The 22,438-nt window shown below is 70.5% G+C and carries 22 protein-coding genes; 17 read left to right on the top strand and 5 right to left on the bottom strand.

Going from position 1 to position 22,438, the window contains the following annotated elements:
* Positions 1-10 precede the first annotated feature (10 nt).
* Positions 11-769: an enoyl-CoA hydratase family protein gene (locus H4281_RS24225; protein WP_182893218.1), complete on the bottom strand. Its 759-nt coding sequence runs from the start codon at positions 767-769 to the stop codon at positions 11-13.
* A gap of 93 nt (positions 770-862) precedes the next feature.
* On the opposite strand from H4281_RS24225, the gene H4281_RS24220 reads away from it, so the two are divergent.
* From H4281_RS24220 to H4281_RS24210, 3 genes are read left to right on the top strand one after another with little or no spacing between them, the layout of a single operon-like run.
* Entirely contained in the window at positions 863-1,771 is a 909-nt protein-coding gene (locus tag H4281_RS24220) for an SDR family oxidoreductase (protein ID WP_182893217.1), read from the top strand.
* Positions 1,768-2,553 (top strand): MaoC/PaaZ C-terminal domain-containing protein, encoded by a 786-nt coding sequence (locus H4281_RS46605; protein WP_182893216.1) that lies wholly within the window; start codon positions 1,768-1,770, stop codon positions 2,551-2,553. Before H4281_RS24220 ends, H4281_RS46605 begins: the two co-directional genes overlap by 4 nt.
* A gap of 10 nt (positions 2,554-2,563) precedes the next feature.
* Positions 2,564-3,466 (top strand): NAD-dependent epimerase/dehydratase family protein, encoded by a 903-nt coding sequence (locus H4281_RS24210; protein ID WP_182893215.1) that lies wholly within the window; start codon positions 2,564-2,566, stop codon positions 3,464-3,466.
* Positions 3,467-3,506: 40 nt separating this feature from the next.
* Here H4281_RS24210 and H4281_RS24205 read toward each other — a convergent pair whose 3' ends face one another.
* Complete coding sequence (locus tag H4281_RS24205; protein ID WP_312872171.1) at positions 3,507-4,424, bottom strand: 3-oxoacyl-ACP reductase; 918 nt, start codon at positions 4,422-4,424, stop codon at positions 3,507-3,509.
* A 519-nt stretch (positions 4,425-4,943) separates the two neighbouring features.
* Here H4281_RS24205 and H4281_RS24200 point away from each other — a divergent pair.
* The 13 genes from H4281_RS24200 to H4281_RS24140 all read left to right on the top strand — a co-directional run bounded on the left by H4281_RS24200 (position 4,944) and on the right by H4281_RS24140 (position 19,355).
* Positions 4,944-6,080: a steroid 3-ketoacyl-CoA thiolase gene (locus H4281_RS24200; RefSeq protein WP_246412267.1), complete on the top strand. Its 1,137-nt coding sequence runs from the start codon at positions 4,944-4,946 to the stop codon at positions 6,078-6,080.
* 3 nt (positions 6,081-6,083) lie between these two features.
* Positions 6,084-8,168: an acyl-CoA dehydrogenase family protein gene (locus tag H4281_RS24195; protein WP_182893213.1), complete on the top strand. Its 2,085-nt coding sequence runs from the start codon at positions 6,084-6,086 to the stop codon at positions 8,166-8,168.
* Between the two features lie 22 nt (positions 8,169-8,190).
* Complete coding sequence (locus H4281_RS24190) at positions 8,191-9,390, top strand: acyl-CoA dehydrogenase family protein (RefSeq protein ID WP_182893212.1); 1,200 nt, start codon at positions 8,191-8,193, stop codon at positions 9,388-9,390.
* Between the two features lies 1 nt (position 9,391).
* Positions 9,392-10,495, top strand: coding sequence for an acyl-CoA dehydrogenase family protein (locus H4281_RS24185; protein ID WP_182893211.1), 1,104 nt, complete (start codon positions 9,392-9,394; stop codon positions 10,493-10,495).
* A 9-nt stretch (positions 10,496-10,504) separates the two neighbouring features.
* Entirely contained in the window at positions 10,505-11,359 is an 855-nt protein-coding gene (locus H4281_RS46600; RefSeq protein WP_182893210.1) for a MaoC family dehydratase, read from the top strand.
* Positions 11,359-12,480 carry a steroid 3-ketoacyl-CoA thiolase gene (locus tag H4281_RS24175; RefSeq protein WP_182893209.1) on the top strand — a complete coding sequence of 374 codons (1,122 nt, stop codon included), beginning with the start codon at positions 11,359-11,361 and terminating at the stop codon, positions 12,478-12,480. The genes H4281_RS46600 and H4281_RS24175 overlap by 1 nt, the downstream gene beginning before the upstream one ends.
* A gap of 1 nt (position 12,481) precedes the next feature.
* A complete protein-coding gene (locus H4281_RS24170; protein WP_182893208.1) occupies positions 12,482-13,303 on the top strand; it encodes an SDR family NAD(P)-dependent oxidoreductase in 822 nt (273 codons plus the stop codon).
* A 19-nt stretch (positions 13,304-13,322) separates the two neighbouring features.
* The gene (locus H4281_RS24165) at positions 13,323-14,939 is read left to right on the top strand and encodes a class I adenylate-forming enzyme family protein (protein ID WP_182893207.1); all 1,617 of its coding nucleotides are present in this window, start codon (positions 13,323-13,325) and stop codon (positions 14,937-14,939) included.
* Positions 14,940-15,070: 131 nt separating this feature from the next.
* The gene (locus tag H4281_RS24160; protein WP_182893206.1) at positions 15,071-15,619 is read left to right on the top strand and encodes an FAS1-like dehydratase domain-containing protein; all 549 of its coding nucleotides are present in this window, start codon (positions 15,071-15,073) and stop codon (positions 15,617-15,619) included.
* Entirely contained in the window at positions 15,619-16,044 is a 426-nt protein-coding gene (locus H4281_RS24155; protein WP_182893205.1) for a Zn-ribbon domain-containing OB-fold protein, read from the top strand. The genes H4281_RS24160 and H4281_RS24155 overlap by 1 nt, the downstream gene beginning before the upstream one ends.
* Complete coding sequence (locus tag H4281_RS24150) at positions 16,041-16,424, top strand: hotdog family protein (protein ID WP_182893204.1); 384 nt, start codon at positions 16,041-16,043, stop codon at positions 16,422-16,424. Before H4281_RS24155 ends, H4281_RS24150 begins: the two co-directional genes overlap by 4 nt.
* Positions 16,425-16,506: 82 nt before the next feature.
* Positions 16,507-17,685 carry a lipid-transfer protein gene (locus H4281_RS24145; RefSeq protein ID WP_182893203.1) on the top strand — a complete coding sequence of 393 codons (1,179 nt, stop codon included), beginning with the start codon at positions 16,507-16,509 and terminating at the stop codon, positions 17,683-17,685.
* Entirely contained in the window at positions 17,685-19,355 is a 1,671-nt protein-coding gene (locus tag H4281_RS24140; RefSeq protein ID WP_182893202.1) for an AMP-binding protein, read from the top strand. The genes H4281_RS24145 and H4281_RS24140 overlap by 1 nt, the downstream gene beginning before the upstream one ends.
* Here H4281_RS24140 and H4281_RS24135 read toward each other — a convergent pair whose 3' ends face one another.
* Together H4281_RS24135 and H4281_RS24130 are read right to left on the bottom strand one after the other, a co-directional pair.
* Positions 19,356-19,961, bottom strand: a complete 606-nt coding sequence (locus H4281_RS24135) for a TetR/AcrR family transcriptional regulator (RefSeq protein WP_182893201.1) — start codon at positions 19,959-19,961, stop codon at positions 19,356-19,358.
* A gap of 52 nt (positions 19,962-20,013) precedes the next feature.
* Positions 20,014-20,610, bottom strand: a complete 597-nt coding sequence (locus tag H4281_RS24130; protein WP_182893200.1) for a TetR/AcrR family transcriptional regulator — start codon at positions 20,608-20,610, stop codon at positions 20,014-20,016.
* A gap of 61 nt (positions 20,611-20,671) precedes the next feature.
* Between H4281_RS24130 and H4281_RS24125 the strand changes: the two genes are divergently transcribed.
* Positions 20,672-21,547 carry an oxidoreductase gene (locus tag H4281_RS24125; RefSeq protein WP_182893199.1) on the top strand — a complete coding sequence of 292 codons (876 nt, stop codon included), beginning with the start codon at positions 20,672-20,674 and terminating at the stop codon, positions 21,545-21,547.
* 4 nt (positions 21,548-21,551) lie between these two features.
* Here H4281_RS24125 and H4281_RS24120 read toward each other — a convergent pair whose 3' ends face one another.
* Positions 21,552-22,406 (bottom strand): alpha/beta fold hydrolase, encoded by an 855-nt coding sequence (locus tag H4281_RS24120; RefSeq protein ID WP_182893198.1) that lies wholly within the window; start codon positions 22,404-22,406, stop codon positions 21,552-21,554.
* Positions 22,407-22,438 lie beyond the last annotated feature (32 nt).

Raw genomic sequence — 22,438 nt, 5'->3', positions numbered from 1 at the left:
CCTCGAGAGGTCAGTCGTTCATCGGGCGGCCGGTGGCGACGAAGGCGTCGCGGTGTTCGTCGGCGGCTCCGATGAGGTTGAGTTCGAAGGTGTAGCCCTGTTCGTAACGGTAGCTGCGGTTGACGTCGATCGGGTCGATGCCGTTGAGCGCGGCTTTGGCGGCCCGGATGACGCGCGGATCCTTCGCCGCTACCTCGGCGGCCAGCGCGAGTGCGGCGTCGTGCAGGTCGGCGGCGGGCACGGTTTCCAGTACCGAGCCGTGCTGGACCAGGTCTTTCGCCGCGATGGTGCGGCTGGTGAAGTACAGCGTGCGCATCAGGTGCTGGGGGACCAGGCGGGCGAGGTGCGTCGCCGCGCCCAAAGCGCCGCGGTCTACCTCGGGGACGCCGAAGTACGCGTCGTCGGCGGCGATGATCGTGTCGCAGTTGCCGACGAGGCCGACACCGCCGCCGAGGCAGAAGCCGTTCACCGCGGCGATCACCGGGACGGCGCATTCGTAGATCGCCTTGAATGCCAGGTAGCAGCCGCGGTTCGCGCCGACGAGGGCGTCGAAACCGGTGGTGCGCTGCATTTCCTTGATGTCGACGCCCGCGTTGAAGCCGCGTCCCTCGGCCCTGAGCAGGACGACGTGCACCGCCGGGTCCTCGCCTGCCTGCCGGACCGTTTCGGCGAGGCGGAACCATCCGGCGACCGGCAGGGCGTTCACCGGCGGGTAGTCCATGGTGACCACGAAGGTGCCGTTGTCGTGGAGCTGCGTGGAAATCGTCACGTGCGTTCCTAACCTAGCGATTGCTTGGTAGCCTAACACTTGCTTGGTTTACGGGGAACCGCCTCGCCGGCCGGTCGACGAAACGGAGATGATGTGAGCGGGATTTTGGAGGGCCGGGTCGCGATCGTGACCGGGGCAGGCCGCGGGCTCGGCCGCGAGCACGCGCTGGAGCTGGCCCGGCAGGGCGCACGCGTCGTGGTCAACGACCTCGGCACGTCGGGCGCGGGCGAAGGCGCGTCCGACGGTCCGGCGGGCGAAGTGGTCGAGGCGATCCGCGCGCTGGGCGGCGAAGCGGTGGCCAACGGTGCCGATGTCGCCGACTTCGCGGCGACGGAAGCGTTGGTCCAGCAGGCGGTCGACGCGTTCGGCGGGCTGGACATCGTGGTCAACAACGCGGGCTTCGTGCGCGACCGGATGATCGTGACCACCAGCGAGCAGGAGTGGGACGCGGTCGTCGCGGTGCACCTCAAGGGGCATTTCGCGCTGATGCACCACGCCGCGGGTTACTGGCGCGCGGAGGCGAAGGCGGGGCGTACGCGGGCGGCGCGGATCGTCAACACCACCTCCGGTGCGGGTCTCCAGGGCAGCGTCGGCCAGGGCAGCTACAGCGCCGCCAAAGCCGGGATCGCCGCGTTGACGCTGGTCGGAGCGGCGGAGCTCGGCCGGTACGGCATCACGGTGAACGCTCTCGCCCCGGCCGCGCGCACCCGGATGACCGAAGGCCCGTTCGCGGCGCAGATGGCCGCGCCGGAGGACGGGTTCGACGCGATGCACCCGGGCAACGTGTCGCCGATCGTCGCGTGGCTCGCCAGCGAGGAGGCGGCGGACGTCACCGGCCGCGTGATCGAGGTCGAGGGCGGCCGGATCTGCGTGGAGAACGGCTGGAGTCACGGTCCGTCCCGCGAACTGGACCGGCGCTGGACCGCGGACGAAGTCGGCCCGGCCGTGCGCGAGCTGCTGAAGGAAGCGCCCGCGCCCGAACCGGTTTACGGAGCGCAGTGAACAGCCCCGCGGACTGGAAGGGTCGTGTCCTCGGCGAACGCACCGTCGCCTACACCGACCGCGACCCGATCCTCTACGCCCTCGCCATCGGTGCCCGGCCGGACGAACTCGACTTGGTCTTCGAGGACCGGCTTCGGGTGCTGCCGCCGTTCGCGCTGACGCTGGCCCAATGGGCCCCGGACGTCCTCGGCTCGGCCGGCGCGTTCGAGGTCGGCAACGCGGTGCACGGTTCGCAGCGGTTGCGGGTTCTGCGGCCATTGCCGCCCGCGGGCGAGATTTCCATGCGGGCCCGGGTTCCGGAGGTATGGGACAAGGGCAGCGCGGCGGTGTATGACGTGGCCGTCGAATCGGACTACTTCGTCGCGACGTGGTCGTTGTTCTGTCCCGGCATCGGCGGTTTCGGCGGCGAGCGCGGCCCCGGCCGCCCGCCCGCTTTGGACAGTCCGGATTGGACCGTCCCGTTGTCCACTGCGGACAATCAAGCCCTGCTGTACCGGTTGCTCGGGGACCGGCATCACATCCACGTCGACCCCGCGGCAGCGGCCGGGATCGGCCAGCCGCGCCCGATCCTGCACGGTTTGGCCACCCTCGGCGCGGGCGCTTTGGTCGCGGCCCGGCAGGTCGGCGCGCATCCGGCGGACCTGACGTCGCTGGAAGGCCGGTTCGCCGCACCAGTGTTCCCCGGCGAGGAACTGCGAGTCGAAGGCTGGTCCGACGGCGGCCTGCGGATCACGTCGGAACGCGGCCCGGTGGTCGACGGCGGGCGAGTCCACTTCGGATAGAGGAATGCGCATGAAGGTCTTGGTCATCGGCGGCACCGGCATGATCGGCGCGAACACCGCCGTGCACCTGAGCGACTCCGGGCACGCCGTCACGGTCGCCGGACGACACGAACCCGACGCCGATTCGCTGGCGGCGGGCCTGCCGGTGCTGCTCGGCGACTACGCCCACGACGGTTTCGACGAGGCCGCGCTCGCCCCGTTCGACGCCGTCGTTTTCGCGGCCGGGCAGGACATCCGGCACGTCACCGGCTGGGGCGACGAGGAATTCTGGCGGACGTACCAAATCGACGGCGTCACCGCGATCGCGGCGCGCGCGAAACGGGCCGGCGTCGGAAGTTTCGTCCAGATCGGCAGTTACTACCACCAGGTCCGGCCGGATCTCGCGGAAACGAATCCGTACGTCGACGCGCGCCGCCTCGCCGACGAAGGAGCGCGCGCCCTCGCCGGGGACGGGTTCACGGTGTGCACGCTGAACCCGCCGTCGATCGTCGGCATGGCACCCGGCCGGTCGACGCGGCAGTTCGCGAAAATGCTGGCCTGGGCCGGCGGGGAGCTAATCGGAAAGGTGCCGGACTTCGCACCGCTCGGCGGGACGAACTACCTGTCCGTGCGGAGCCTGGCCGAAGCGGTCGAGGGCGCGCTGCTGCGCGGGGAATCCGGTGCGGCGTACCTGGTGGGCGACGAAAACCTCAGCTTCCGGGACTACTTCCAGCTGATCTTCGACGTCTCCGGTTCGGGCCGGGTCTTGGCAGAACGCGACGAGGAGCACCCGTTCCTGCCCGACCGGGTCCTGGTCCCCGGCCGCGGCGCGACGATTTCCTACGAACCGGACGCCCGCGAGACGGAGCTGCTCGGCTACCGCCGCCGGGACGTCCGGCCGATGCTGGAGAAGATGGCCGCGGCGGTGCGGTGAGCTCGTGAGCGGCGATGCCGGTGCTGACCGGCAGTGCCGCTCACGACGTCTCGGTGTCGTCGAGCCCCACGATGTCGCTGGCCGCAAACGTTTTCCGCGGGTCGCGCCCGGCGAAATACGGCGTGACTGCCCGCTCGAGCTCCGCCGGGTCGAACGCTCCTCGAGCGGACACGAACCGGTGCTCGACGGTCGGCGGGGCGAGCAGCGCGACCATGTCCCCGTACACGACGAACACCTGCCCGTTCACCGCCTCCGCCGCCGGGGACCCGAGGTACGCGACGAACGCCGCGACCCGCTCCGGCGCGAGGATGTCCAGCCCGCCCGCACTGCGTCCGGCGGCGAAGATCCCGTCGGTCATCGCCGTCCGGGCACGGGGGCAGATCGCGTTCGCGCGCACGCCGTAGCGGCTCAGTCCTCGCGCGCACGACAACGTCAGCGCCGCGATCCCTGCCTTCGCCGCCGCGTAGTTCGGCTGCCCCGCGCCGCCGAGGAGGAACGCCTCCGACGACGTGTTGATCAGCCGTCCGTAAGCGGGCTCGCCAGCGGTTTTGCTGACCTGCCGCCAATGGCGTGCCGCCGCGCGGGACAGGGCCGCGTGGCCTTTGAGGTGGACGCGGATGACGTCGTCCCAGTCCTGCTCGCCGAGGTTGAACAGCATCGCGTCGCGGGTGATGCCGGCGTTGTTGACGACGATGTCGAGAGACCCGAAGCCCTCGGTCGCCGCGGCGACGAGCTCTTCGGCGTAGTGCCAGTCGCCGATGTCGCCCGGGACGGCCAGCGCCTGGCCGCCGCCTGCCTCGATCTCGGCGACAACCTTGTCCCCGGCCTCGCTCACATCGTTGACGACGACGTTCGCCCCCGCCGCGGCGAGCGCGAGCGCTTCGGCCCGTCCGAGCCCGGCTCCGGCCCCGGTGACGATGGCGGTGCGGCCGGACAGGGCGGTGCTGGGGTGGGACACGGGGCCTCCAATGCGGGAAGGGATGCCGCCATGGTGCCGATGGCGGGGCCCCGGCGGGCGGCTGCTCCCGGTGAGTGGCATCGGCGGCTCGCGGCGGGGGAGCGACGGCGCAGGCTGGGCGGGGCGGGGCGGGCCGGCTTTGCGGACGGAGCGGTGTGTGCGGTGCTTGTTGCGCAGTGGGCTGATCGGGCCGGGCCAGTTCGGGAGCGGGCATCGCAAGCTGGCCGGAGCGTGTCCGCCGGCGCGCGGAGTGGTGCGACCGGGTTGCGTGGTGGTTATTCGGCGAGCGTGCGGCGCGAGGTTGCCAGGCCTTGCTTGCTCGCCAGCGGGGCGGCGCGGCGGCTCGTTCGGCAGCGGGCAGCCGAGGCTGGCCGAGCCGAGCCCGCCGCGGCGCCGGGCCACTCCCGCTCACCAGTACCTGTGCTTGTCCCGCCTGCCGGGCCGGAGCTAACCTCCAACCAAACGCTTGCTCGATTACCGGGGCCGGTCCAGCCTGTCCCGCGACAAGGAGATCCGGGCTTGAACGACACCACGCCAGTACTCGTCGACGCGGTTCGCACGCCGTTCGGCAAGCGCGACGGCTGGGTTTCCGACCTGCATGCCGTCCAGTTGCTCAGCCGGGTCCAGCGCGGCGTCCTCGATCGCGCCGGACTCGAGCCGGGCGAGGTCGACCAGGTGATCGGCGGTTGCGTCACGCCGCTGGGCGAGCAGTACGGCCACGTCGTCCGCTCCGCCTGGCTTTACGGCGGGCTCCCGGCGGCGACCGGAGCCACCACGATCGACGCGCAGTGCAGCACTTCGATGCAGGCGTCCTTCCTGCTCACCGGCCAGATCGCGAACGGAACGGTCGACGCGGGCGTCGCGTGCGGCGTCGAGTTGATGTCGCGCGTGCCGCTCACCCCGAAGCAAGGGACCGGTGCGGGCACGCCGAGACCGGCCGATTGGTCTCTCGAAACCCCGGACCAGTACACCGCCGCGGACCGCATCGCCCGGAAGCGCGGGCTGAGCCGGGCGGATCTCGACGCGTTCGGCCTCCGTTCCCAGCACAACGCGCGGAAGGCTTGGGACGCTGGGCTTTTCGACCGGCAAGTCCTCCCGCTGGAAGTGCCGGACGGCCGGCGGATCACTCGCGACCAGGGCCTCCGCGAGACCTCGACGGAAGCGCTCGCCGGTCTCCGCACCACCGTGCCCGACGGCCTGCACACCGCGGGCACCTCGTCCCAGGTCTCCGACGGCGCGAGTGCCGCGCTGTTCCTGTCCCGCGGCCGCGCCGGGGAACTGGGCCTCCGGCCGAGGGCGCGGCTTCTCGCGCAGTGCGTCATCGGCGGCGACCTCGAATACCTCCTCGACGGGCCGGTCGCCGCGGCGCGGAAACTGCTCGACCGCACCGGGCTCACCATCGGCGACATCGATCTGTTCGAGGTCAACGAAGCTTTCGCGGCCGTTCCGCTGTCGTTCGCGCAAGTGCACGGCGTCCCGGAGGACAAGCTCAACGTCCTCGGCGGCGCGATCGCGCTCGGCCATCCGGCGGGCGCGACCGGCATCCGCCTGCTCGCGACGGCCGTCGAGGAACTCGAACGCCGCGACGCCAGCCTCGCGATGATCGCGATCTGCGCCGCGGCCGCCACCAGCTGCGTGCTCGTCGAACGGATCTGACCCATGCCCATCGCCCTGTCCGAGGAACACCGCGACCTGGCCGCCTCCGCCGCCGGGTGGGCCGCGCGGTACGCGCCGATCGCCGAGACCCGCGCCCAACCCGGGCGGCCGGACCTTTGGAAAGCCCTGACCGGTCAAGGCTGGCACTCCCTGCACCTGCCGGAATCCGTTGGCGGCCAAGGCGCTGGGCTGCTCGAACTCGCCGTGGTGGCGGAGCAGTTCGGCCGCCATCTGGTGCCGGGACCGTTCCTGCCGACCGTCATGGCCAGTGCCGTTCTCGCCGCCGCCGCACCGACGGAGGCGTTGTCCGCGTTCGCCGCTGGTGCGACCGGAGCTGTCGTACTAGACGGTCTCTCCGCGACCCGCACCGCGGACGGCTGGCATGTCAACGGCACGAGTTGCCCGACGCTCGGGCTCGCGGACGCGGAGATCGCGGTCGTCCGCGCACAAGAGATCTGGTTCGTGCTCCGGCCAGAGCCCGGGCAGCTGATCCCCGTCGAGGCCGTTGATCTGACCAGATCCGCGGCGCGGCTCACACTGGAGAACTTCCTGGTATCTCAGGACAACCTCGTAGAACTTCACCCGGAACGCGCCGAGTTGGCTCTCGCGGTCCCGACGGCCGCGGAGGCGGCGGGGTTGTGCGGCTGGGCTCTGGACTGCGCCGTCGACCACGTCCGCACCCGCGTCCAGTTCGGCCGTCCGATCGGTTCGTTCCAAGCCGTCCAGCATCAAGCGGCGGGCATTCTTCTGCACCGCGAGATCGCGACGGCCGCCGCTTGGGACGCGGCGCGCGCCGAGCAGCATTCCGTTGCGCAGCAAGCGCTTTCCGCTGCGCAGGCCAGGCACGCCGCGCTTCCCGCCGCGGTGGACGCATCCCTCGGCTGCGTACGCCTCCTCGGCGCGATCGGCTTCACCTGGGAACACGACGCGCACCTCTACTGGCGTCGCGCCGTCGCGCTGTCCGGTTCCCTCGGCCGATCAGCCGCCCGCACCCTCGGCGAGCGTGCCCGGACCACGACCCGCGACCTGACCATCGCCAGCCCCCGAGACTGCCTCGAACTGCGCCGCCAGATCGCCGCCGTCCTCGACCAGACCGAGCCGTCCACCCGCGCGCTCGCCGACGCAGGTCTCGCCGCCCCGCACTACCCGAAGCCCTACGGCCTGGCCGCGGGGCCGCTCGAACAGGCCGTCATCGCGGAGGAGTTCGAGCGCCGCGGAATTCCGCAGCCCACCACGGTGATCGGCGAATGGGTCCTGCCGACTCTGCTCGTCCACGGTTCCCCGGAACAGCGCGAGCGGTTCGTGCTGCCGACGCTGCGCGGGGAAATCCGCTGGTGTCAGCTGTTCAGCGAGCCCGGCGCGGGTTCCGACCTCGCCTCGCTCACCACTCGCGCGGCCAAAGCGGACGGCGGCTGGCGGATCTCCGGGCAGAAGGTCTGGACCTCGCTGGCCCACGAGGCGCACTGGGGCGTCTGCCTCGCCCGCACCGACCCGGAAGCGCCGCAGCACCGCGGAATCTCGTACTTTCTCGTCGATCTGGCCACGGAGGGCGTCACCGTCCGGCCGATCAAACAGGCCACTGGACGCTCGGAGTTCAACGAGGTCTTCCTGGACGACGTGTTCGTCCCGGACCGCGATCTGGTCGGCGAACCGAACAGCGGCTGGAAGCTCGCGACGACCACGCTCGCCAACGAGCGGCACAACATGGGCGCGACTCTCGCGCATGGTTCGTCCGACCGGATCCGCCAGCTGCTCCGCGACCATCCCGACGATCCCGACGCACTGGCCGCGCTCGGCCGGTGCGCGTCGCGGGAACTCACGCTCGCCGCGCTCGGCCTCCGCAGCGTCCTGGCCCGGCTCGCCGGACTCGACCTGGGCGCCGAGGTCAGCGTCCAGAAGGTGTTCAGCGCGCTCGCCCAGCAGGAGGGCTCGCGCGAGGTGATCGCCCTGCTCGGCCCCGGCTCCGCGAGCGCGGAGGACGGGCACGTCGTCGACCACCTCGGCCTTCCCGCCGTGCTGTTCGGCGGCGGCACCGTGGAAATCCAGCTCAACGTCATCGCCCACCGCGTCCTCGGCTTGCCCCGCTGACCCGATCCTGAGGAGAAACCGCATGCATCCGGAGCTGTCGGAGCGTTCGCGAAGGCTCCGCGCGCAGCTGCGCGAGTACTTCGCCCGCATCATCGACGAGGACGACCGCCGCGCGCTGGCCGAACAGACCGAGGGCGGCCCGGTGTTCGACCGGGTGCTGCGCCGGATGGGCGCGGACGGCTGGCTCGGCCTCGGCTGGCCGGAGGAGTACGGCGGCCGCGGCGAGGACCCGGAAGCGCTTTTCGTGTTCTACGACGAGGTATTGCGCGCGGGAGCCCCGCTGTCGCTGGTCACCCTGAACACGGTCGCGCCCGCGTTGATGCACCACGGCACCGAGGAACAGAAGAAGTTCTTCCTGCCCCCGATCCTGCGCGGCGAGCTGATGTTCGCCATCGGCTACACCGAGCCCGGCGCGGGCACCGACCTCGCGTCGCTGCAGACGCGGGCGAAGATCGACGGCGACTCGCTCGTCGTCAACGGCAACAAGATCTTCACCAGTGCCGGCGTCTTCGCCGACTGGATCTGGCTGGCGGTCCGGACCGATCCGGACGCGCCGCCGCACCGGGGCATCTCCGTCGTGCTCGTGCCGACTGACACGCCAGGTTTTTCCGCCACCGAAATCCACACGGTGGGCGGGATCAGCACCTCGGCGACGTACTATGAGGACGTCCGAATTCCACTGTCCAATGTGGTCGGCGAGCTGAACGACGGCTGGCGGCTCATCACCAGCCAGCTCAACCACGAACGCGTCGCCCTCGCCGCACGCGGCGGCATCGCGAACCAGATGTACGACGCGGTCCTCAAGTGGGCGCAGGAGGAGCCGTTCGGCCCGGGCACGGTGTACGACCTGCCGTGGGTCCGGCACACGCTGGCCGAGGTGTACGCGCTGCTCAGCGCCACGGACCTGATCAACCTGCGGCTGGTCGCGGATGTCGCGGCAGGCACCCTCGGCGGCGGGGATTCCGCTGCCGCCAAGGTGTTCGGCACCGAAGCGGTGGTGACCGCGTACAGCAGGCTTCAGGAAGTGCTCGGCGCTCGCGGCCTGCTGCGGCCCGATTCGCCCGGAGCGGCGGTGAACGGACGGGTCGAGACGCTCGCCCGCCGTGCGCAGAACAACACCTTCGGCGGCGGCACCAACGAGGTGCTGCGCGAGATCGTCGCCGCGAAAACCCTCGGCATGACGCTGTCCGCGCGCCGCCGTCCGGAAAAGGCCAGGAGCTGACATGGATTTCGACCTCAACGACGACCTTGGCGCGGTCCGCGAGCTGGCCGCGAAGATCTTCGCCGACCGCGCGACCGTCGAGCGGGTGGCGGCCGTCGAGAAGCAGGGCGGTTTCGACGCCGGCCTCTGGCGAGTGCTCGCGGAAGCGGACCTTCTCGGGATCTGCCTGTCCGAACGGGACGGCGGGGCCGGGCTGGGGATGACCGGGCTGGCGGTGCTGCTGGAGGAAGTGGGACGGCACGTCGCGCCGGTTCCATTGTGGAACGTCGTCGCGGGCGGATTGCTGCCGGTCGCGCAGTTCGGTTCCGAGGATCAGCGGAACCGGGTCCTGCCGCGCGTGCTGGACGGTTCGGCGCTGCTGGTCGGCGCGTTCGACGACACGGTTTCGGTGACCGCCACCCGGCGCGGCGACGAGCTCGAACTCGCCGGCGAGGTCGGGTCAGTGCCCGCTGGCGCGCAAGCCGATCTGGTGCTGGTGCCGGTCAAGGAAGCCGACGAAGTCCACTTGGTACTGGTACCGACGGTCAACCTCGCCGTGACGCCCGTCGAAGTCACCAGCCGCGAAAGCCACGCATCCATCAGCTTCACGGGGGCAGTAGCCGCCCCGCAGGACATCCTGGCTTCCGGCGACAAAGCTCTGCGATGGACACTGCGGAGGCTCCGGGTCGCACTGGCCGCGATCAGCGTCGGCGTGTGTGCCGAGGCATTGGCGACCACCGCGAAGTACACCTCGGAACGAGTCCAATTCGGACGTCCGTTGTCGACGAATCAAGCTGTCGCGGTACGGGCCGCGGACGCCTACCTCGACACCGAGGCAATCCGCGTCTGCACCCAGCGCGCCGCCTGGCTGCTGGACGAGGGCCGCGAGGACGAAGCGGAGATCGCCGCGGTGGTCGCCAAATGGTGGGCCTCGCGCGGAGGACTGCGGGTCGTGCACGCGACCCAGCACCTGCACGGCGGCATCGGCGCGGACGTCGACTACCCGATCCACCGCTACTTCCTCTGGGGCCGCCAGGTCGCCTTCACCCTCGGCGCCGCCGACGCACTCGCCGCCGAACTCGGGGACCGGTTGCCGTCCGCACCCCCGATCGGTGCCCCGGCTTAGGAGGATTCCGTGCCCATCGACGTCGACAAAGCGCTCAACGCCCCGCCGCGCACCCAGCAGCTCGCCTGGACCACCCGGGACGTGCTGCTGTACCACCTTTCCCTCGGCTCCGGCACCGACCTGCGGTACGGCTACGAACGGGACCTGGAAGTCCTTCCGACCTTCGCGCTCGTTGCCGGACAAGGAATTTCCGCCGGAGACCGCCCCGCGGAAGGGTTGACGCTGCCCGGTGTGGACGTCGACCTGACCCGGCTGCTGCACGCCGGACAGGTCGTCACACTCCACCGCGACCGGCTGCCGACGTCCGGCTCGGCGGAACGAACCACGCGGATCGCGGAGATCCAGGACAAGGGCAAAGCCGCGGTTATCGTGCTGGCCCACGAGGTCGCGGACGCCGATGGTCCGCTGTGGACGTCGAAGATGTCGATCTGGGCCCGCGGCGAGGGCGGTTTCGGCGGAGACCCAGGCACCGCAGCCGGACCGAAGCTGCCGGACGGCGATCCGACGCACGTGCTCGACGTCGCCACCACGCCGGACCAGGCGCTGCTGTACCGGTTGAACGGCGACCGCAACCCGCTCCACGCAGATCCGGAGGTCGCGGCCAAGGCAGGCTTCGAAGCACCGATCCTGCACGGGCTGGCGTCCTACGGCTTGGTCGCCAAAGCCGTCGTGGACCACTTCCTCGACGGCCGCCCCGCACGCCTCCGTGAACTGGGAGCGCGCTTCGCGGGTCCGGTAATCCCCGGCCAGACATTGAGGATTTCCGTGTGGCAGCAGGAAAGTGACTTGAGGCTGAAAGCGACCTGCGGCGACGCGGCGGTCCTCGCCGACGCCTGGGCCCGCACGACTCCAGGAGATGCATGATGGGCACCCCGGTCATTGTGGACGCGGTCCGCACCCCGTTCGGCAAGCGGCGCGGCGCGTTGTCCGGCATCCACGCGGTCGAACTGCTCGGTCACGTGCAGCGCGGGATCCTCGACCGCACCGGCCTCGATCCGGCGCTGGTCACCGACGTCGTGGCGGGATGCGTCACGCAGGCGGGCGAGCAGTCGAACAACGTCGGCCGGTTCGCCTGGCTGCACGCGGGGCTCCCGGAGGAGACCGCGACCACCACCATCGACGCGCAATGCGGGTCCGCGCAGCAGGCGGTGCACCTGATCGCCGCGCAGATCGCGGCCGGGCTGGTGGACGCCGGAATGGCGTGCGGGGTCGAGTCGATGAGCCGGGTGCCGCTGCTGAGCAACCTCGGCGACGCGGGCCGCCCGCGTCCGGAGTCGTGGAAGACCGACCTCCCCGCGCAGTACGAGGCGGCCGACCGGATCGCCGCACGGCGCGGGCTCGCCCGCGCGGACCTGGACGCGTTCGGGCTCCGCTCGCAGCAACGCGCGCGCCGTGCCTGGGACGAGGGCCGGTTCGGCCGTTCGATCCTGCCGGTCCCGCTCGACGGCGGCCAGTTCGACCGCGACCAAGGACTGCGCGACACCAGCACCGAAGCCCTCGCCGGACTCGCCCCGATCAAGGAAGACGGCCTGCACACCGCGGGCACCGCGTCGCAGATTTCCGACGGCGCCTCGGCCGCGCTGCTGGTCGACGCCGACCAGACCTTCGGGCTGCGGCCGCGGGCGAGGCTGGTCGCGCAGACCATCGTCGGCGCCGAGCCGAAGTACCTGCTGGACGGCCCGATCCGCGCGGCCGAACGCGTGCTTGGCCGAGCCGGGATGACCATCGCGGACATCGATTTGTTCGAGGTCAACGAGGCGTTCGCGGCGGTGCCGCTGTCATTCGCCCGCACCCTCGGGGTCGGCGAGGACCGGCTCAACGTCAACGGCGGCGCGATCGCGATCGGGCATCCGGTCGGCGCGACCGGAATCCGGCTGCTCGCAGAGATCGTCGACGAACTGGAGCGCCGCGACCAGACGCTCGGCCTGGTGGCGATCTGCGCCGGCGGGGCGCAGGCGACGGCGGCGATCGTCGAGCGGCTCTGAGATGTATCCGCTGAGCGGGTTCGACGGCAAAGTCGCGGTGGTGACCGGGGCGGGCCGGATGCGGTCGATCGGCCGGGCGATCGCGGTCGAGCTGGCGAAGGCCGGCTGCGCGGTCGCGCTGACCGGCAGCGGCCGCCCGCGCGAGAAATTCCCGCCGGAAGAGCAGGCCGCGGGCTGGCGGGACATCGAGTCCGTCGCGGACGAGATTCGCGAGTTCGGCGGCCAGGCCTTGCCGGTGGTGAGCGACGTCGCTGACCCGGTGCAGGTCGACCGCCTGCTGGCGACCGTTCTCGACGCGTTCGGCCGCGTGGACATCGTCGTCAACAACGCCGCGGCCGCGCGCGGGCCCGATCGCCTGCCGGTGCTGGACCTCGACGTTAAGACCTGGGACCGGGTCCTTGCGGTCAACCTGCGCGGGCCGTTCCTGATGACGCGCGCGTTCGGGCGAAGGATGGTCGAGCAGGGCGACGGCGGGATTTTCGTGAACATCTCCTCGATCGGCGGGAAGCTGTCCGGAGCGGGCTCGGCGGCCTATTCCGCGTCGAAAGCCGCGCTGCAGTCGCTGACCTCCTCGACGGCGAAAGAGCTGGGAGAACACGGAATCCGGGTGAACGCGCTGTGCCCCGGGGTGGTCGGCACGAGCAGGCTGGACGACGTGGATCCGGCTTCGTGGGCCGAGTACGTTCGCGCGCAAGTGCCGTTGCGGCGGGTTGGCGAGCCGGCCGACATCGCGGCGGCCGCGGTGTTCCTGGCCAGCGCCGAGGCGGGCTGGGTGACCGGGCAGTGCTGGAACGTCGACGGCGGGCAGCTGACGATCCGATGATCACAACGGGAGGCGACCGATGACCGATCGGGACGACATCATCGCGCGGCTGACCGCGCCGGGCGCGAGGTTCGAGATCCGGCCGGAGCCGGTCGCGGGCCGTCCGGCGAGGGTGTTCGCGCGGCGGCATCGGCGCCTGACCGAATTGCTGGAGGCCTCGCGCGAGTTCGGCGACCGCGAGTATCTGGTCACTGTGCACAGCCGGCTCACCTTTGCCCGGCACTACGACCAGGTTTCGGCGCTCGCCTCGGTGCTGCGGACCGAATACGGGGTCGGCCGAGGGGACCGGGTCGCGTTGTGCGCGGCGAACTGTCCGGAGTGGATAGTCGGATTCTGGGCCGCGGTGTCGCTCGGCGCGATCGCGGTCGGGATGAACTCGATGTGGGCCGCGCCGGAGGTCGCGCATGGCCTCGACCTGACCACGCCGAAAGTCGTGCTGACCGACGCGTCCCGGACACCGCTGGTCGCGGACCAGTATCCGGTGCTGGAATTAGGCAGCCCGCAGTACCGGGAACTCCTTGGCCGGCACGAAGGCACCGCGCTGAAACCTGAGCCGGTCGACGAGGACGACCCCGCCGTCATCCTCTTCACCAGCGGCACTTCCGGCCATCCGAAGGGCGCGACGCACTCGCACCGCAACGTGCTCGCCGCGGTCTGGTTCCACCTGTTCAACGACGCGTTGGCGGCGGAATTCGGCCGTCCGGCGCGGGACCGCCGATTCCTGCTGGCCACCCCGTTGTTCCACATCGCCGCCCTGCACAACCTCGCCGTCGTGCGGCTCGCGGTGGGCGACACCGCCGTGCTGTACCAGGGGAAATTCGACATCCACCGGGTGCTGGACCTCGTGCAGGCCGAACGGATCACCAACTGGGGCGCGGTCCCGACGATGCTGTCCCGCCTGGTCGAAGCCGATCTCTCCGGCTACGACCTCAGCACGCTCAAGACCGTCTCGGTCAGCAGCGCGCCGTCGACCGCCGAACTGAAAGACCAGCTGCGGGACGCGCTGCCCGGTGCGGCCGCTTCGCTGAGCACGAACTACGGTCTGACCGAATCGTCCACCGCGGCCACCCTCGCGACCCCCGCCGAACTCCTCGCCGACCCGGACACCGCGGGACGGCCGGTGCCGAACATGGAAGTGCAGATCCGCGACACCGAAGGCCGTCCGGTCCCGGACGGCACCGACGGGGAGATCCACCTCCGCGGCCCGCAGGTGATGCTCGGCTACTTCAACGACCCGGCCGCGACCGCCGCCGCGTTCACCGACGACGGCTGGTTCCGGACCGGCGACCTCGGCCAGCTGCGCGACGGCGCGCTGTTCGTGCTGAGCAGGCGCAGCGACCTGATCCTGCGCGGGGCGGAGAACATCTACCCGGCGGAGGTGGAGGAACAGCTCGCCGGACATCCCGGGGTCGCCGAATGCATTGTCGCGGGTCTGCCGGATCCGGATTACGGGCAGATCGTCGCGGCGAAGATAGTGGTTCGTGCGGAGTCTGAAGTGGACGCTGATGAGCTGCGCGAGTATCTCGGCGAAAGGTTGGCCCGGTACAAGGTTCCGACGGCCTGGTTCTTGACCCGGGACCCGTTGCCGCGCAACGCGACCGGGAAGGTGGTCCGGCGGCTGGTGCGGTGGGAGTAAGGGCTCGTGAGTGGCGGCGCCGGTGCTGACCGGCATAGACACGCACGAGCCGCCCGCCCACCGGGACTGTCGCTTGCCCGCTTTCCCGCACGCTCCTAACGTCCTGCCAAACGCTTGCTCAAGGAGGGGTGATGACCGGTCTCCGGACGGACTTCGCCGAGTTCACCGGCCAGCAGGCCGAGCCGCCGCGGGTGGCCCGGTACGCGGTGAACGAGGCGATGATCCGCAACTGGGTCGAGGCGCTCGACGACCGCAATCCGGTGTATGTCGACGACGCCGCGGCGAAGGCGACCGGCCGCCCCGGCGTCGTCGCTCCGCCCGCGATGTGCTCGACCTGGGTGATGGCCGGGTACCGGCGCTACCGCGAGATCCAGCAGCTGCGCCGCGAGGGCGCGGTGGAGGATTTCGCGTACTCGCGGCTGATGAACGTGCTCGACGCCGCCGGCTACACCTCGGTGGTGGCCACCGACGTCGAACAGGAGTACGTCCGCGAGATCACCCCGGGCACGCACGTGACCTGCCATTTCACCATCGAGGCCGTGTCGGGGTGCAAGCGCACCGCGCTCGGCTACGGGCATTTCGTGACGCTGCGCAAGCATTACGTGGACGAGGCCGGCGAACTGCTGGTCGACGAACGTTTCCGGATCCTGCGGTTCCGCCCGGCCGAACGGAGCGAGTGATGGGCGAGCACACCGCGGTCCCGCGGCTCACGATCACCCAGGACAACCAGTTCTTCTTCGCCGCCGCTCGCGAAGGACGCCTGGAAATCCAGCGCTGCACCGGCTGTCAGACGCTCCGGCATCCGCCCGGCCCGGCGTGTCCGGTGTGCCGGAGCTTCGCGTGGGACACGGTCGTCGCCAGCGGACGCGCGGTATTGCACAGCTGGACGGTGCTGTATCACCCGAAGGATCCCGCGTTCGACTACCCGCTCGCGGTCGGCCTGGCCGATCTGGAGGAGGGCGTCCGGCTGGTCGCGGACATCGCCGGGATCGACCACGACCGGCTCGAGATCGGTCTGCCGCTGCGGGTCGGCTTCAGCGAGCACGCGCACGGCGAAATCCTCCCGCAGCTGCGGCCGCGCGACCCGAAGGAGCACACCCGATGACCCTGGCTCTCGGGGACCGCCTGCCGGAGCTGGCGATCCCGTTCGACCGGACCGCGATCGTCGCCACCGCGATCGCGTCGCAGGATTTCGAGGACGTGCACCACGACCCCGGCAAGGCGGCCGAACGGGGAATGCCGGACATTTTCATCAGCATCAACGCCACCAACGGGTTCATCGACCGCTACCTCACCGACGTCTGCGGCCCGGCGACGCGGATCCGCAGGGTGTCGCTGCGGCTCGGGCTGCCGTTGTTTCCCGGGGACACGCTCACTTTCGCCGGCGAAGTCATCGAAGCGACCGAGGACGCGGTGACGATCAAGGTCGCCGGAAGCCACGAACGCGGCGTGCACGTGTCGGCTCGAGTGACGGTGGCGGCATGAGCGCAGCTCGCAAGCGAATCATGGTTGTTCATGCCGGCACCTTCCGGTCGGCCGGCGTGCGACTCCGTGAAGAGGTGGCGGCATGAGCGGGTTCGCGCGGCGGGCCGCGATCGCCGGGATCGGCGCGACTGAGTTCAGCAAGAATTCCGGGCGCAGCGAATGGCAGCTCGCCTGCGAATGCGTCCTCGCCGCTCTTGCCGACGCGCGGATTCCGGTCGAAGAAGTCGACGGATTCGCATTGTTCACCATGGAAACCAACCCGGAGATCGCGGTCGCGCGGGCGTTGGGGATTCCGCGGCTCAAGTTCTTCAGCCGTATTCCGCACGGCGGCGGCGGGGCGTGCGCGCCGGTGCAGCAGGCGGCGCTCGCGGTCAGCTCTGGCGTCGCGGACGTCGTCGTGGTGTACCGGGCGTTCAACGAACGTTCTGGCCACCGGTTCGGGGCCGGGCCGCCGCCGTTCGCTTACACCGCGAACACCGACCAGGAATACCGGAACTGGATCAACCCGTACGGCCTGCTCACTCCCGCGCAGCAAGAAGCCTTTCTGGCGCGGCGGTACATGCACAAATACGGGGCGACGAGCGAGGACTTCGGCCGCGTTTCGGTGCTTTCGCGCACACACGCGGCGGTGAACCCGAAGGCCTGGTTCCACGAACGGCCGATCACGCTCGAAGACCATCAGGCGTCGCGGATGATCGCCGATCCGTTGCGGTTGCTGGATTGCTGCCAGGAAAGCGACGGGGGACAGGCGCTGGTGATCGTGAGCGCGGAGCGGGCTCGCGACCTGCCGCATCCGCCCGCGGTGATCGCCGGGGCAGCGCAAGGCGTGGGGCCGCAACAGATTTCGATGAGCAGCTATTACCGTGCCGACATCGACGAGATGCCCGAGGTGCAGCTGGTCGCCGAGCAGTTGTGGGCCCAGTCGGGGATGGGGCCGGACGGCATCGACGCGGCGATTCTGTACGACGCGTTCACGCCGATGGTGTTGCTGCAACTGGAAGAATACGGGTTCTGCGGTCGCGGCGAAGCAAAGGACTTCATCGCCGGCGGCGCGCTCGAACTCGGCGGGCGGCTGCCGGTCAACACCCATGGCGGCCAGCTGGGGGAGGGCTACCTCCACGGGGTCAACGGAATCGCCGAGGGCGTCCGGCTGATTCGCGGCAGCTCGGTGAACCAGCCGGCGAAGTCGCTGGAGCACGTGCTCGTCACCGGCGGTTCGCCGGTGCCGCACTCGGCGATCGTCCTCGCGGCGGACCGCTGATGGAGACGTTCGCGGAAGTCGTCCGGTCCCGGCGCGGGGACGCGCACGAGGGGTTGCGGTTCGAGGGGCGAGGCTGGACGTGGGCGGAAGTCGTCGACGAGGCCGCCGTCCGGGCGTCGTTGCTGCGCACCTTCGAGCCGGGGCCCGGCCGGACGCAGCGGCACGTCGGGGTGCTGCTGCAGAACCTGCCGGACTTCGTGTTCTGGATCCTGGCCGCAGCGGTGACCGGGGACGTCCTGGTCGGCGTCAACTCCACCCGGCGCGGTGCGGAGCTGGCGGCGGACATCAGCCACACCGACGTCGACGTGCTGCTCACCGAACCGCTCTACCGCGACGAAGCGGCGAGCCTCGACCTGCCGACCGTCCGCCGGATCCTCGACGTGGAGTCGGCGGAGTACCAAAGCTTGCTGGCCGAGCACGCGGGCGCGGACCTGCCCGCGTGGCTCCCGGACCCGGCCGCGATCTTCCTGCTGCTGTTCAGTTCCGGGTCGACCGGCACGCCCAAGGCGGTGATCTGCGGCAACGGCCGCCTCGGCCGGTTGACCGACGCGCTGGCCGAACGCGTCTCGCTGCACCGCGATTCGGTCACCTACCTGTGCCTGCCGATGTTCCACGGGCACGCCATCATGATGAACCTCGCCGCGGCGGCGAAGGTCGGCGCGACGATCGTGCTGGTGCGGAAGTTCTCCGCGTCGCAGTTCGTCCCGGACCTGCGCGCGCACGGCGTGACCTACTTCAACTACGTCGGCCGGGTGCTGAGCTACGTCGTCGCGCAGCCGGAACAACCGTCCGACGCCGACAACCGGCTGGAAGTGGCCTTCGGATCGGAAGCCGCGCCGGGAGAATCCGCCGAATTCCGCCGCCGGTTCGGCTGCGAAGTGCGGGAAGGATACGGGTCCAGCGAGGGCGGAATCCGCATCGTGGCGGACCCGGACGCGCCGCCGAACGCGCTGGGCCGTCCCGCGCCCGGAATGCGCGCGGAGATCCGCGACCAGGACAACCGGGAATGCCCGCTCGCGGAATTCGACGGGAACGGCCTGCTGCTGAACGGCGAGGAAGCGACCGGCGAGATCGTCGCGGTCGGCCGGGGGAAAACGTTCGAGGGCTACTACCGCAACCCCGCCGCGATGGCCGAACGGCTGAAATTCGGCGGCGAAGACTTCTGGACCGGCGACCTGGGCTACCGCGACCGCGACGGCTACCTGTACTTCGCGGGCCGGGCGGCGGACTGGCTCCGCGTGGACGGCGAGAACTTCGGCACGGTCGCGGTCGAGCGGATCCTCGGCCGGTACCCGGCGTTCGCTGCGGCGCACTGCTACGGCGTGCCCGATCCGCGGACCGGGGACCTGCTCATGGCGTCGGTGATTCTCGCCGAGGATGCCGCGTTCGATCCGGCCGAGTTCGCCGGATTCCTTGCCGCGCAACCGGATCTCGGCACGAAATGGCGGCCCACGTTCGTCCGGATCATCGACGAGGCCCCGGTGACCGGCAGCGGCAAGGTGGACAAGGCGCCGTTGCGCGCACAGGGCTGGGAAGGCGGCCGGGTGTGGTACGCGCCGAGCCGGACCAGTCCGTACCGGCTGCTCACCGAGGAGGATCGGGAGGCGCTGCGGGCCGAGTTCGCCGCGCACGGCAGGGAGAATTCGCTGCCCGCGGCTTCGCGGCGCTGATCACTGGGGCGGCAACCCCCGGGAAATCCGCGCGAACACGTCGCGCAGCGTCGCCGGAACCGTTTTCTCCAGGCTCTCGTCGAGAAACCGGTTCAGCACTGTGGTCATCGCCGCGATCGCCACGTCGGACACCAGCTGCGGGTACAGGTCGCCGACCTGCGTGCCGGTGCGTTCGGCGATCGCCTTGACCAGGTCGCCGGTCTCCACGCGGGCCAGCGCGGTGCGCATCTCCGGCGTCGCGCTCCACGCCTGCACCGCGCTGAGCTGGTCGGACGCTGGCTGCCCGTACGGCACTCCGTCGGCGCGCAGCGGTTCGATGAGCGCTTCGGCGAGCGCGGTCCAGAGCGGTTCGTCCGCCGGGCGTTTCCGCAGCAGTTCCGCGCTGAGCCGGATCCGGTGCTCCTGCCGGTAGGCGACCGCGTCGTATTTCGTGGCGAAGTAGTTGCTGAACGTCCGGAGCGACACCCCGGCCCGTTCCGCGATGTCCTCGCGGACGACGTTGTCTGGACCTCTCTCGTACATCAGCGCCACGGCGGCGTCGCTCAGCGCTTTGCGCGTGTCGAGCTTCTTGCGTTCTCGCAAGCCGAGCGGTCGTTGGTCAGCCATGCCGACCACGGTATCCAATTGTCCGCCGCATTCGCCCGGCCCGCCGGTTTCGTTACGGACGAGCGCCGCGCAGGAACTGTTCGACGGCGGTGTCCACGAGCCCGTCGAGCAATTCCGGCGGAACGAGGTCGCCGTTGCCGAGCGTCGCGATTCCTTGCAGCGTCGCGAACAGCACGACCCCGATCCGCTGCGGCGGCCCGTCCTGCAACGCGCCTTGCTGCTGCCCTTCGACGATCAGGTCGTTCATCAGCGAGAATGGCGCTTCGGCGGCCTGCACGATCCGCGACGCGCCAGGGCGATGCTTGCTGGTGTACATCAGTTCCAGCAGTGCCGAGTTCTCGGTGGCGAAGCGGGTGTACGCGGTTGCCGCGGCGCGTACGCGGCCCGGGAAGTCGTCGGCAGTCTTCAACGCCGTGCGCAACGCGCTGTCCAGGCGGGCGAAACCGGCTTCGGCGAGGGCGTCGAGCAACGCCTGCCGATCCGGGAAGTGCCGGCGCGGCGCGGCGTGACTGACGCCGATCTCTCTGGCCAGGTCGCGCAGCGACAGTTGATCGGCCCCGTGCGCGCGCAACCCGCGTTCGGCCGCGTCGAGCAAGGCGGTGCGGAGGCTGCCGTGGTGGTAGGGGCGGTCGTCGGACTGGTCGGGCACCCGGCCAGTCTAGCAGTATGTTTCCGTTGACAACATTGTTGTCGGTGCCTACTTTGGGGGCATGGACCTTCTTCCGGAAAACCAGACCGGCCGCACCGCCGTGATCACCGGTGCGAACAGCGGATTGGGCCGGGCGACGGCGGCGGCGCTGGCCGCCAAGGGCGCACGGGTCGTGCTCGCGGTGCGGAATCCGCGCAGCGGTCGCGAGGTCGCCGGCCAACTGCCCGGCGACGTCGAAGTCCGGCAGCTCGACCTCGCCGAGCTGGCCTCGGTCCGCGCGTTCGCCGCGGAGTTCGCCGAGCCGATCGACCTGCTGATCAACAACGCCGGGATCATGATCCCGCCGCTGTCGCGCACCGCGGACGGCTTCGAATCCCAGTTCGGGACCAATCATCTCGGCCATTTCGCGCTCACGAATCTGCTGCTGCGCCAGATCCGCGGCCGCGTGGTGACGGTTTCGTCGAACGGCCACCGGGTGGGCTCGATCGATTTCGCCGACCTGAACTGGGAACGGAGGCCGTACCGGGCGACGGCGGCCTACGGACAGTCGAAACTCGCGAACCTGCTGTTCACCGCCGAACTCCAGCGCCGCCTGGCCGAAGCCGGTTCGCCGGTGCTCGCGACCGCCGCGCATCCGGGCGTGGCGGCGACGAACCTGCTGAAAGTCGAGACGCCGGTGCTTTCCTCCATCGCGAAATTCGGCACTCGCCTGATCGCGCAAACCCCCGAGCAAGGCGCCCGGCCGACGCTTTACGCCGCGCTGGCCGACATTCCCGGCAACAGCTACGCGGGCCCGCGCGGCTTCCTGCAGAACCGCGGCGCGCCGAAACTCGTCGGCCGGTCGGCGAAAGCACGCGATCTCGAGACCGCGCGTCGCTTGTGGACGGTCTCCGAGGAACTGACCGGCGTGCGGTTTCCGCTGACTGTCCCGGCCTGACGCGTTATTTCGCGCCGGTCTCGGCAAGAAACGCCGTCAGTTCCTTGGCCAGTCGTTCCGGCTGATCCTCCGGGATCAGCGTGCCGCTGTCCGGGATCTCGGCGAGACGGCCGTCCGGGAACAGGTCCGCGAGCCGTCGTCCGTGCTCGGCGGGCATCATCCGGTCCTTGCCCGCCCACACGACCAGGACCGGCCGGTCGAAGGTCCGCAGCCGCTCCGTCCATTCGAGCAGCACTCGCCGCGGCGGGCTCCCGGTGGCGAATTTGACCATGTCCCGGCGGATTTCCTTGTCCCGCAAGGCCGGCGCGAACCAGCCTTCGAGAACGTCGTCGGGGATCCGGCTTTCGCACATCCCGCCGTAGGCGGCCTTGGCGTGGCGGTAGAACGACGTCCTGGTGGCTTGGGCGTGCAGCCACGGTCCGCCGGGAAGCCGGAGCAGCTTCACGGCCGGTCGAGCGGGTTTGGGCGGGAAGTTGTCGAACGCCTCGCACGCGACGAGCGCGAGCCGGCCGACCCGGGCGACGTGCTCGGCCGGGGCCAGCCCGTCGGCGACGAGGAATTGGCCGCCGCCCCAGTCGTTGAGCACGATTGTCGCGTCGTGGAGGTCGAGTGCGGCGAGGAATTCGCCGAGCAGCCGCGCGATCCCGAACTGGGTCAGGTCCGCGTCGGGCCGCATCGGGGCGAGGTGCGCGCCGAGCGGCAGCGTGGGCAGCAGGCAGCGGCAGCCGTCCAGCAGCGGGACGACCTTGCGCCACTGCGTGCCGGACATCGGGAAACCGTGCCCGAACACCAGGACCGGTCCGGCGCCGCCGGTGTCGGTGTAGTCGATCGGCCCGGCGGACAGCTCCACGCGCGGCATCGGACCTCCTCGGGTCTCGCGACTAGAGCGAT

The sequence above is a fragment of the Amycolatopsis dendrobii genome (genome assembly GCF_014145675.1).
In the GTDB taxonomy this organism is placed as follows: Bacteria; Actinomycetota; Actinomycetes; order Mycobacteriales; family Pseudonocardiaceae; genus Amycolatopsis; species Amycolatopsis dendrobii.
This window is presented reverse-complemented; position numbering and strand designations above follow the sequence as displayed.

Coding starts and splice junctions, on each gene's coding strand:
- H4281_RS24210 (WP_182893215.1), top strand. CDS start 2,564: ATGAAGGTCTTGGTCATCGGCGGCACCGGCATGATCGGCGCGAACACC.
- H4281_RS24195 (WP_182893213.1), top strand. CDS start 6,084: ATGCCCATCGCCCTGTCCGAGGAACACCGCGACCTGGCCGCCTCCGCC.
- H4281_RS24190 (WP_182893212.1), top strand. CDS start 8,191: ATGCATCCGGAGCTGTCGGAGCGTTCGCGAAGGCTCCGCGCGCAGCTG.
- H4281_RS24185 (WP_182893211.1), top strand. CDS start 9,392: ATGGATTTCGACCTCAACGACGACCTTGGCGCGGTCCGCGAGCTGGCC.
- H4281_RS24175 (WP_182893209.1), top strand. CDS start 11,359: ATGGGCACCCCGGTCATTGTGGACGCGGTCCGCACCCCGTTCGGCAAG.
- H4281_RS24170 (WP_182893208.1), top strand. CDS start 12,482: ATGTATCCGCTGAGCGGGTTCGACGGCAAAGTCGCGGTGGTGACCGGG.
- H4281_RS24165 (WP_182893207.1), top strand. CDS start 13,323: ATGACCGATCGGGACGACATCATCGCGCGGCTGACCGCGCCGGGCGCG.
- H4281_RS24160 (WP_182893206.1), top strand. CDS start 15,071: ATGACCGGTCTCCGGACGGACTTCGCCGAGTTCACCGGCCAGCAGGCC.
- H4281_RS24155 (WP_182893205.1), top strand. CDS start 15,619: ATGGGCGAGCACACCGCGGTCCCGCGGCTCACGATCACCCAGGACAAC.
- H4281_RS24150 (WP_182893204.1), top strand. CDS start 16,041: ATGACCCTGGCTCTCGGGGACCGCCTGCCGGAGCTGGCGATCCCGTTC.
- H4281_RS24145 (WP_182893203.1), top strand. CDS start 16,507: ATGAGCGGGTTCGCGCGGCGGGCCGCGATCGCCGGGATCGGCGCGACT.
- H4281_RS24140 (WP_182893202.1), top strand. CDS start 17,685: ATGGAGACGTTCGCGGAAGTCGTCCGGTCCCGGCGCGGGGACGCGCAC.
- H4281_RS24135 (WP_182893201.1), bottom strand. CDS start 19,961: ATGGCTGACCAACGACCGCTCGGCTTGCGAGAACGCAAGAAGCTCGAC.
- H4281_RS24125 (WP_182893199.1), top strand. CDS start 20,672: ATGGACCTTCTTCCGGAAAACCAGACCGGCCGCACCGCCGTGATCACC.
- H4281_RS24120 (WP_182893198.1), bottom strand. CDS start 22,406: ATGCCGCGCGTGGAGCTGTCCGCCGGGCCGATCGACTACACCGACACC.